This is a genomic window from Devosia sp. (assembly GCF_017307565.1).
Classification (GTDB): Bacteria; Pseudomonadota; Alphaproteobacteria; order Rhizobiales; family Devosiaceae; genus Devosia.
The window spans coordinates 1-9,616 of the sequence record NZ_JAFKHD010000195.1 but is presented as its reverse complement, the minus strand read 5'-3'; the positions used below and the strand labels follow the sequence as shown (position 1 = coordinate 9,616).

Genomic DNA, 9,616 nt, shown 5'->3' with positions numbered 1-9,616 from the left:
CAAGCGCCTGTCGAACCGCCAACTGGAAGCCTATCTCGCCAGCGCCGAATGGCGCGACAAGGCGGGCGGCTACGCCATTCAGGGCATTGCCGGCTCCTTCGTCGTCAAACTGTCCGGCTCCTATTCCGGCGTCGTCGGCCTGCCGCTCCATGAAGTGACCCAACTGCTCGCCGGCGAGGGCTATCCCGTGCACTTCAACTGGCTCAACCAGTCGAGCCTGACGGGCGTCTGATGGCCGCCGAAAAAAAGTGCCCGATCTGTGGCAAGCCGGCGGTCGACAAGTACAAGCCCTTCTGCTCGAAGCGCTGCGCCGATGTCGATCTCAACCGCTGGCTCACGGGCTCCTACGTCATCCCCGCGCGGGATGACGAGCCCCAGAGCGAAAACGACGACGAATAGGCCGCTTGGCCACGCTCGGGGGTAACAGTCTGCTAACAGACTAGCCTCTTTTTCCACATGACGTTTTCGCGCTTGCGCGCGGAAAAACGATCTCCTATAAGGCCCATGGCTCGCAGCCAAGCGCCGCGAAAAAGATGCCCAGATAGCTCAGTTGGTAGAGCAGCGGATTGAAAATCCGCGTGTCGCTGGTTCGATTCCGGCTCTGGGCACCACCTCTCCCTCCCGACAAACTCAGCCCTTCGCAGCAATCGATTTTCGCTGCCCGAAATCGCCAATGACGGAGCCTTTCGGGTACCAAGAATCCCCCGGCGCTTTCGCTTCCGCACTTGCCGTCCGGCTTTTGGCGCGGATAAATCAGCGAGAGAACCAATGGAAGGGGGCCTCGAATGCCGCCACGCGCAATTCGCTCCGTCGCCGTGCTGGCAAGCGTCCTGGCCCTTAGTGGTTGTAGCGCCGCAGGCGGCGCGCCGGCCGTGCCGATTTTTGGTTCGTTCTTTCCGGCCTGGATCATCTGCGCCGTCGGCGGCATCATCCTCGCCGTCATCATCCGTGCCTTGCTGATCGCGCTCAGGATCGACGAGCACCTGCCGGCACCACCTCTTGTCTATCTCTGCCTTGCCATCAGCTGTGGCATCGGCTTCTGGATGATCTGGTCGGGAGCGGCGTGATGCGGGCAGTCTTGGGAAAAATCATTGGCTATGCGGTATTTACCGGCACGGCGGTGATGATCTACCTCGCCTGGAGCGCGGGCCTTGCCAATCCCCGATCCGATGTCGCCGAGATCGAGGCTCCGGTCATCCAGATTTCCCCGACCGTTCCGGGACGCGTCGTTTCCATCAATGTCTCGAACAATGACACGGTCAAATCCGGCGACGTGCTGTTCCAGATCGACCCCGAACCCTACAAGTTGCGCCTCGAACAGGCGCAGGCCGAACTGCGCGCCACCCAGTCGGAACTGGCCCAGGGCGAGCGCAATATTGCGACCGAACAGACCAATGCCGACGTGGCGCAGAAGCAGATCGAGCGCGCAAAATTCAACGCCGACCTCGCCAAGCAGACGCTCGACCGGCTCGAGCCATTGCTCGACCGTGGCTTCGTTACGGCCCAGCAGGTCGATCAGGCCCGCACGGCCTATAATGACGCGCTGGTCAGCCTCGATCAGGCCCTGCAGCAATCGCAGGGGGCAAGCACGGTGATCGGCACGCTCGACACGCGCCAGGCGCAGGTCGACACCGCCATGGCGACCGTTGCGCTCGCCCAGCGCGATCTCGACAACACGACAATCCGCGCGCCTTTTGACGGCATCGTCACGGGTCTGACCATGCCGGCGGGGCAATATGTGGTGACGGGCCAAACCGTTTTCACCATGATCGACACCTCGCATTGGGAGGCCGTAGCCTTTTTCCGCGAAACCGAATTGCCCAATATCGCCATTGGCGACGAGGTCGAGGTTTTCGTCATGGCCAATGCGAAATTCCCGGTCAGCGGCACGGTGTCGGCGATCGGCTGGGGCGTTCGTTCGGCCGATGCCGCGACCATCCTGGGGCTGCCCATCGTTTCCAACTCGCTCAACTGGGTGAAGGTCGCCAAGCGCTTCCCGGTCTATGTGGAGCTGCACGAGCCGCCGACCGGATTGATGCGCGTCGGGGCCTCGGCGGTCGTTGTGATCAAGGGCACTTCAGCGGAAGCGGGCAATGGCGGCGACACGCACTAAGCCGGGGCTTTATGCCCTGCTGCTCGACGAGCTGCGCCCCTACGAGGGCCGGCTCGGCGCCTCGCTGCGCATGGCGCTTTGCTGCGTCATCGTCGTGGTTCTGGCCATGAGCCAGCAGGTGCCCGAGGCTGCGCTTTCCTGCTATCTCATTTTCTTTGCCAGCCGCGACAATGCGGCGAGCGGCATTCTCATTGCCATTGCCCTGATTATAGCGGCTTCCGTGGGCATTTTGCTCGGCCTGGTCTTCCTGCAATTTGCAGCCGATGAGCCTATGCTGCGGCTGGGTTTCATGGCCGCCTTTACCTTCGGCGGCATGTATTTTTCGGTCGCGACACGCGCCGGACCGATTGCGGCGACGGTTGGGTTCGTCTTCGCCTTCGTGATGACGCTCTACGACTTCGTGCCCATTCCCGAACTGCTGTCACGCGGGTTGAGCTGGATGTGGGTCGTCGTGTTCTTCCCCATGGCAACGCTCATTCTGGTCAATGCGCTGATCGGCCCTAACCCCGCGACGCTGGCGCGGAAATCGGTCGGCAAACGTCTCAGGGCCAGCGCCGCGCTGTTGCGCGGTGACGATGCGGCAATCGAAGAGGCGCGGGAACTGCTCGAAGAGCCGGCCGGCGAATTGGCCTCCCCTGCCCGGCTGGGCGCGATTTTTGGGTTTCACTCAAAGGTCGAGGCGCAACGGCTGGCAGCGATCCTGCCCCGGGTTCAGGGGCTTTTGGCCGAGACATTGGGAGCCAAGTCCGACCTGCTTCTCGCCCGGGAGATCGACGAGGTGGCCGACGCCATCGAGCGGCGTCTGCAACCGGCGGGTGGGTGGCGCGTGGTAGCGAGTAAGGGGCAATCGGCCCTGTTGGCGCAGCATATCGGCGAGATTGCCGACCTATGGACTGGGCGGCGGGCAATTCCGGCAATCGAGAAAACCGAAGCTGCCCCTTCGGATACGTTCACGAACCCGGCCTATATGCAGTTCGCGCTCAAGACCATGCTGGCCGTGTTCATCACCTATGGCATCTATACGGCGCGGAACTGGTTCGAAATCCACACCGCCATGATCACATGCTTCTACGTGGCGCTCGGCAGCACCGGCGAAACCCTGCACAAGGCCGCACTGCGGATCGCCGGCTGCCTTATCGGCGCGGCCATGGGCATTGCCAGCATTGTGTTCTTCATGCCGCACATGACCGATATCGGGCACCTGCTATTGCTCGTTGCCGTGGGCAGTTTCATTGCCGCCTGGGTGTCGAACGGCTCGAACCTCATACAATATATGGGCTGGCAAATGGCCCTCGCGTTCTTCCTCTGCGTCCTGCAAGGTTTTGGGCCGGCCTTTGACATCGACGTCGCGACCAACCGCATTCTCGGCATTCTCATCGGCAATGTCGTCGTCACCATCGTCTTCCTTTGGCTCTGGCCGGTCAGCGTCAGTGCGGGCACGGCGCTGCATCTTGGCAAGGCCGTGGAAGGCCTCGCCGCAGCGCTGCGGCGCACCGGCAAAAGCCTTGCCGGCATCATGCCCGAGCTTGATGCAGCGCGGCGTCTGTCACGACTTTCCGCCTTCGAGGCCTCGCGGCTGCGGGTGCGCTCGCCGCTATTGCCGCATGCCAAAGCCATCATGGACGCCAGCCAGGACGCCATGGCCGGTATCGCGCGAGTACAGCTGCTCCGAGCCCGGCCGCGCTATCTCTTTGGCGCGCCGCGCTGTGTGAAAGCCGCAACGCTTGCACAGGAAGAGTCTGCAGCCCGGTTTCTGGACGATGCCGCCTCGGCTATCGTAAGGCCAGAACCAGAGGCACGGACCATGCTCGACCAGTCGCTGTCCCGATCTTTCGATACCCTTGCCCGCCTCGAACGCGTGCTGGCACAGACGCCGCGCCGCGCATCCTGGCGTGGCGATCTCGAGGCGACCGCCCGTACCTATCGCGAACTGCTGCAAGGCTTTGCCCACTCGGTTGAGGCACTGTGATGCGAGGCCTTGGATTTTTCGCCCGCATGATAGCGCCGCTGTTGATCCTGGCTGTCGTCGCCTGTTCAAGCTCGGCGCTCAATCTCGCCTCAAAAAATTCGACGACACCCTATCGCGGCACCGCCGGGCAGCCGGCGACCGATCCCGGCGTCGCTGACTATGGCGTGACGCCCGACCCCAGCATGCCGATCGCCATCGCGGCGCCCAAGCTCGATGCCAATCACAGCTATAGCCTGCCCGAACTGATCAACATCGCGCAGCTCTCCAACCCGGCCACCAAGGCGGCCTGGCAAAGGGCGCGCGAGGCGGCGGCGGCGACGGGCATTGCCGAGGGCGCCTACCTCCCCATCATCACCGCAGATGTGTTGGCAGGCTATGCCGTAACCTCCAATACCGCGCCAGGCATCGATACGCCGCTGGTCTCGGTGCCGAGCGGCACGATCACCACTTCGGGGGCCCAGGCCGTGCCGTCGCTGGCGGTCAAATGGCTGCTTTTCGATTTCGGCGCGCGGGACGCGGCCCTTGCCGGTGCACAGCAACTCTCGTTCGCCGCCAATGTCGGCTTTAATGGCGCGCATCAGAAGCTGATCTACGACGTCAGCAGCGCTTTTTTCCAATATAGCGCGGCGCGGGCACAGACGCGGATCGACCGGGAGACGCTGGCAAATGCCAAGGTGGTGCAGGCTGCCGCCGAGGCGCGGCTCGGCCAGGGCGTCGCCACGACCATGGAAGTGGCCCAGGCCAAGCAACAGGTGGCGCAGGCCGAATTTGACCTGACCCAGGCCACCGGCCGCGAGCGCAGCAATTATTCGGTCCTGCTCGGCGCCATGGGTATTTCCCCGACCACCGCGATCAAGGTGCAGGATCTGGCCGGAAAACCCCTACCTCGCCAGGTGCCGGTTAATCTCGACCAGCTGATCGTCACTTCGTTGCAGCGTCGCCCCGACGTGCAGGCTTCGCTCGCGCAGATGAAGGCCAGCGAACAGGGCATTGCAGCGGCTCAGGCCGAATTCCTGCCCAAGGTGGCGCTGACCGGCACGCTCAACCGCACCTTTGGCAGCTACTCGGTCAGTGACTCGCGGTTGGGATCGGCGGCAACGCTCGATGTCAGCCAGCCCAATGCGGCGGTACTGCTCGGCGTTTCGGTGCCGATCTTCGACGGCGGCATGCGAGATGCGCGCATGGACGCCGCGGTCTCTTCGGCGGCAGCCTCGCATCAGGACTTTGCGCGCCTGCAGAGCGTGGCGGCGCAGGAGATCGTCGTGGCCTATGACGTGCTGCGCACCAGTCTCTCCGCGAACTCAGCCGCGGCGGCCCTGGTGAATGCTGCGCAGACCAATTACGAGGCGGCGCTCGACTATTACAAGAATGGGCTTGGGACGCTGGCCGATGTCAGCGTGGCACAGACGGGCCTGCTCAAGGCGCAATATGCGCAGGCGCAGGCCCGCAGCGACGCATTCGTCGCTGCGGCAAGGCTGGCTTTTGCCACGGGCAGCCTGACCAACGCCAATAGCCTCTAGCGTGGTCCCAGGGCGGGAGCGTTAGGCTCCCGCTTTGCCGGCCACCTTGCGGCGGGTCAGTTCTATTTCGGGCTCGTCCATGACCTCGGCGATCGGCTTGGTCCGCGGCATGCGGTTCCAGGCGTCGAGCGCGGCGATCTTGTAGGCTTCGGCGAGGGTCGGATAGTTGAAGGTGTTCTCGACGAAGTAGTCGAGGGTCGCGCCGAGATTGAGCACGGCCTGGCCGATGTGAATGAGCTCGGTTGCACCTTCGCCGACGATGTGCACGCCCAGCAATTTACGGGTTTCGAGCGAGACGATCATCTTCATCATGCCCGACTGCAGACCCATGATGTGGCCGCGCGAGGTCTCGCGGAAACGGGCGACGCCGCATTCATAGGGAATGTTCTGCGCCCGAACCTGCTGCTCGGTCAGGCCGACCGTCGAAATCTCCGGCACGGCATAGATGCCATAGGGGAAGAATTCCGGCGCCGGCGGCATGGAGGCGCCGAAGGCGTGTAGCGCGGCGATGCGACCCTGCTCCATCGAGGTGGAAGCGAGGGACGGGAAGCCGATGACGTCGCCGGCGGCATAGATATTGCGCACGTCGGTCTGGAAGGTTGCCGGATCGACTTTCAGGCGACCGCGCTCATCGGGGACAACGCCGCAGGTTTCGAGGCCGAGGTCGCTGGTGGCGCCCATGCGACCTGCCGCATAGAGAAGCATGTCGGAGCGGATCTGGCGGCCATCGGTAAGAATGGTGATTGCCCAGCCCTGGGCGTCCTTTTCGACGCGATCGACCTTGGCGCCGAGGCGAATGGTCATGCCGCGCTTGCGCAGGTCGTGAGAAAACTCTTCGATGATCTCGCGGTCGATGAAATCGAGATAGCTTTCGCGCGGCTCTATCAGGGTGACCGGCACGTCGAGCGCGGAGAAGATGGTGGCGTATTCGATGCCGATGACGCCGGCACCGATCACCGTGAGACTGCGCGGCACGCGCGGCTCGGCGACGAGACTGTCGCTGTCGAGAATGGTGTGATCGTCGAACGGAATATTGGAGGGGCGGAAGGGCGAGGTGCCGACCGCGATAACCGCAAAATCGAAACCAAAAAGGTGCTCGTCACCATTCTGATCAGCGACGACGAGATGGTGGTCATCCTTGAAACGCGCTTCGCCGGCGAAGGTGCGGACGCCGTTGCGGGCGAACTGGTGCTCGAGGACCTCGATTTCATAGTCGAGCGTCTTCTGGAGGCGCGCGCCAAGATCCTTGCCCTCGATCTCCTTTTTCACGCGATAGGAAAGGCCATAAAAGCCGCGTTCACGCCAGCCGGAGAGGTTCAGCACCGTCTCGCGCAGGGTTTTTGAGGGGATGGTGCCGGTGTGCACCGAAACGCCGCCGAGGCGGGTGCGCCGCTCGACGACGAGCACAGACTTGCCAAGCTTGGCGGCCTGAATGGCAGCCCGACGGCCCGCCGGCCCCGAACCAATGACGATAAGATCAAAATGTTCCAACGGAAGGCCCCTGGATCCGACGGGTGCAGACTAAGCCGCAGTGATGACAACACAATTGCAGCGGATCGAGCCAGCCCAGGCGCGGGCTGGCTGATATGCGCAGGGCACATTAGCCCAGATGTATTACCAATCGTTTCGGGTGCCGAGGGGCCGGCTGTCCGATCAGGAAGGGTTGGAGGCCGGGTAGACGCCAAGGATCGAGAACTGGTCGGTGAAGAACTTCAGCTCATCGAAAGCGTGCTGCACGCCCACGTCATCAGGGTGCCCTTCGATATCGGCATAGAACTGGGTTGCCGTGAAGGCGCCGCCGACCATGTAGCTTTCGAGCTTGGTCATGTTGACACCGTTGGTCGCAAAACCGCCCATAGCCTTGTAGAGCGCGGCCGGCACGTTGCGCACGCGGAAGATGAAGGTGGTCTTCACCTTGCCCTGCTGCGGAGCCAGCTTTTCCTTGGGCGAGAGCACGAGGAAGCGTGTGGTGTTGTGGTCGGCGTCTTCGATATTGCCGGCCAGGACATTGAGGCCATAGATTTCGCCGGCAAAGCGAGAGGCGATGGCGGCAACCGATTTGTCCGCCTTCTGCGCAACTTCGCGGGCGGAACCGGCGGTATCGACGGCATTGATGGTACGCAGACCGTGTTCGGAAATGAAGCGGCGGCACTGGCCGAGAGCCACGGAGAGAGACTGCACGGCCTTGACGTCTTCAAGCGTCGCGCCGGGCACGCCGAGCAGGTTCATCTCGACGCGCAGATAGGTCTCGCCGATGATATAGAGGCCGCTTTCGGGCAGCAGGTGGTGAATATCGGTGATGCGCCCATAGAGCGAGTTTTCGACCGGGACGACGGCAAAATCGGCCTTGCCGGTCTGAACGGCATTGAGCGTTTCCTCAAAGGTCACGCAGCCCATGAACTCTTCGCCAGGAAAAACATTGGCCGCCGCAGCGTGGCTGAAGGCGCCGGGTTCACCTTGAAAGGCTATTTTCTTGCTCATGGGATGTCCGTTTTTCTGGGTGTGCGGGCTTTAGTCCCGGCATCGGGGGGTGTCAATGAAAGGTTGCCAAGGCTAAATTGGCATGACATTGGGGGAATTGTCGCATGGGGGGATTGCCCTGTTGCGCCTTGCGAGGCGTAATACTATCTTCCGCGCGCGTCGGACCGGGCCGGTTGAGGCGGGCTTTCCCTTTAAGCCCAAAGTTGGGCTCGGTTCGTTCAATGTCCACCGGGGATGGACCGGCAGAGAGACCAAATGGATTCGTTCGAGCTAAACAAGATCATGGGCGCCGTCCTTGGCACACTTATGTTTGTCATGGGCGTGGGCTTCCTGGCTGAGGCCATCTACCATCCTATCGAGGATCGCGGTCCGGGCTATGCCCTGCCTGAGCCGGCAGTGGCCGAGGCCGGTGCTGCTCCGGACGCTGCTCCGGAAGTGCCGCTCGGGGTGCTCCTTGCCAGCGCCAGCGCCGAGCGCGGTGCGGCTGCCGCCCGCAAGTGCCAGTCCTGCCACAGCTTTGGCGAAGGCGAAGCCGCCAAGACCGGCCCGAACCTCTATCACATCGTGGGCGCCAGCAAGGCCCATGCGGCGGGCTTCAACTATTCCGACGTTCTGCAGCAGCAGAAGGCCGAAGGTCAGGTCTGGTCGTATGAGAACCTCAACACCTTCCTGACGAATCCCAAGGCCTATGCCCCGGGCACCAAGATGAACTTCGCCGGCGTCCGTTCTCCCGAAGAACGTGCCGACATCCTGGCCTATCTCCAGACCCTGTCGTCCGACCCCGTGCCGTTCCCGGCCGCTGAAGCAGCTCCGGCCGAATCAGCCCCTGCCGCAGAACCCGCACCAGCCGCTGGCACTGCCGAACCGGCTGCGCCCGCTGCTGCAACCGAAACGCCGAGCACCACTTCGACGGAAACGCCCGTCGAAGGTACTCCGGCTGCTGGCGGTGCAGCGACCCAGGCTCCTGCCGCAGCACCTGCGACCACCTCGCACTGAGGCCCGACCGGGTCAGCACGTAAATGCACAAGCCGCGCCACGAGCGCGGCTTTTTTCTTGAGAGAGTCCGCCGCCATGATGCTGTTGCATGTGACCGACGTCGATGAGGCCAGCTGGGCTGAATCCTTCCGCAAGACGCTCGCCCCCTATCCGGTGGTGCGGCGCGGCGACGACTTCGACCCGGCGGATGTGCGCTATATCTTTGTCTGGAAACCGCAGCCCGACGCCTTTGACGGCCTGACCAATCTCGAGGTCATCCTGTCGCGCGGCGCGGGCGTCGATGCACTGATGCAGCACCCGCGACTGCCCGACGTACCGATCGTGCGCTTTGTCGACGAGGATCTCAGCCAGCGCATGAGCGACTATGTGGTCGCCCATGTGACGATGCATCACCGCCAGTACACGCGCTTTCATGCCGACCAGAAGGCACGACGCTGGAGCCAGTATTATCCGCCCGCTGCGAGCGAAACCACGGTGGGGATCATGGGCATGGGCGTGCTGGGCCAGGATGCGGCGCGTCTGGCGCGCCACGGCGGC

At 63.1% G+C, this 9,616-nt stretch carries 10 protein-coding genes and 1 tRNA gene; 9 read left to right on the top strand and 2 right to left on the bottom strand.

Translation table 11 applies throughout. The features are described 5' to 3' along the window. From J0I64_RS05975 to J0I64_RS05945, 7 genes are all read left to right on the top strand, one after another. Positions 1-232: Maf family protein (locus tag J0I64_RS05975; protein ID WP_291406697.1), on the top strand; the 232-nt coding region annotated here is incomplete at its 5' end. Next, on the top strand, positions 232-399 hold the full coding sequence (gene yacG / locus J0I64_RS05970) for a DNA gyrase inhibitor YacG (RefSeq protein WP_291406696.1): 168 nt from the start codon (positions 232-234) through the stop codon (positions 397-399). The genes J0I64_RS05975 and yacG, both read left to right, overlap by 1 nt. Before the next feature lie 136 nt (positions 400-535). Further along, a tRNA-Phe gene (locus tag J0I64_RS05965) sits at positions 536-611 on the top strand. 174 nt (positions 612-785) lie between these two features. Continuing rightward, positions 786-1,067 (top strand): YtcA family lipoprotein, encoded by a 282-nt coding sequence (locus J0I64_RS05960; protein WP_291406695.1) that lies wholly within the window; start codon positions 786-788, stop codon positions 1,065-1,067. Continuing rightward, positions 1,067-2,113 carry a multidrug transporter subunit MdtN gene (gene mdtN, locus J0I64_RS05955; protein WP_291406694.1) on the top strand — a complete coding sequence of 349 codons (1,047 nt, stop codon included), beginning with the start codon at positions 1,067-1,069 and terminating at the stop codon, positions 2,111-2,113. The genes J0I64_RS05960 and mdtN overlap by 1 nt, the downstream gene beginning before the upstream one ends. Beyond that, positions 2,094-4,082 carry an FUSC family protein gene (locus tag J0I64_RS05950; protein ID WP_291406693.1) on the top strand — a complete coding sequence of 663 codons (1,989 nt, stop codon included), beginning with the start codon at positions 2,094-2,096 and terminating at the stop codon, positions 4,080-4,082. The genes mdtN and J0I64_RS05950 overlap by 20 nt, the downstream gene beginning before the upstream one ends. A gap of 26 nt (positions 4,083-4,108) precedes the next feature. Beyond that, entirely contained in the window at positions 4,109-5,602 is a 1,494-nt protein-coding gene (locus tag J0I64_RS05945; RefSeq protein ID WP_291406692.1) for a TolC family protein, read from the top strand. 21 nt (positions 5,603-5,623) lie between these two features. On the opposite strand, the gene sthA is transcribed toward J0I64_RS05945, so the two are convergent. Then, the gene (gene sthA, locus J0I64_RS05940; RefSeq protein ID WP_291406691.1) at positions 5,624-7,093 is read right to left on the bottom strand and encodes a Si-specific NAD(P)(+) transhydrogenase; all 1,470 of its coding nucleotides are present in this window, start codon (positions 7,091-7,093) and stop codon (positions 5,624-5,626) included. A gap of 162 nt (positions 7,094-7,255) precedes the next feature. Continuing rightward, on the bottom strand, positions 7,256-8,083 hold the full coding sequence (locus tag J0I64_RS05935; protein WP_291406690.1) for a prephenate dehydratase: 828 nt from the start codon (positions 8,081-8,083) through the stop codon (positions 7,256-7,258). 255 nt (positions 8,084-8,338) lie between these two features. Between J0I64_RS05935 and J0I64_RS05930 the strand changes: the two genes are divergently transcribed. Both J0I64_RS05930 and J0I64_RS05925 read left to right on the top strand, forming a co-directional pair. Beyond that, positions 8,339-9,079: a cytochrome c family protein gene (locus tag J0I64_RS05930; protein ID WP_291406689.1), complete on the top strand. Its 741-nt coding sequence runs from the start codon at positions 8,339-8,341 to the stop codon at positions 9,077-9,079. Between the two features lie 75 nt (positions 9,080-9,154). After that, the coding region (locus J0I64_RS05925) for an NAD(P)-dependent oxidoreductase (RefSeq protein ID WP_291406688.1) at positions 9,155-9,616 on the top strand (462 nt) is incomplete at its 3' end.

Excerpts from the sequence above, each read along its gene's own strand:
- yacG (WP_291406696.1), top strand. The coding sequence starts at position 232 with ATGGCCGCCGAAAAAAAGTGCCCGATCTGTGGCAAGCCGGCGGTCGAC.
- J0I64_RS05945 (WP_291406692.1), top strand. The coding sequence starts at position 4,109 with ATGATAGCGCCGCTGTTGATCCTGGCTGTCGTCGCCTGTTCAAGCTCG.
- J0I64_RS05930 (WP_291406689.1), top strand. The coding sequence starts at position 8,339 with ATGGATTCGTTCGAGCTAAACAAGATCATGGGCGCCGTCCTTGGCACA.
- J0I64_RS05960 (WP_291406695.1), top strand. The coding sequence starts at position 786 with ATGCCGCCACGCGCAATTCGCTCCGTCGCCGTGCTGGCAAGCGTCCTG.
- mdtN (WP_291406694.1), top strand. The coding sequence starts at position 1,067 with ATGCGGGCAGTCTTGGGAAAAATCATTGGCTATGCGGTATTTACCGGC.
- J0I64_RS05935 (WP_291406690.1), bottom strand. The coding sequence starts at position 8,083 with ATGAGCAAGAAAATAGCCTTTCAAGGTGAACCCGGCGCCTTCAGCCAC.
- J0I64_RS05950 (WP_291406693.1), top strand. The coding sequence starts at position 2,094 with ATGGCGGCGACACGCACTAAGCCGGGGCTTTATGCCCTGCTGCTCGAC.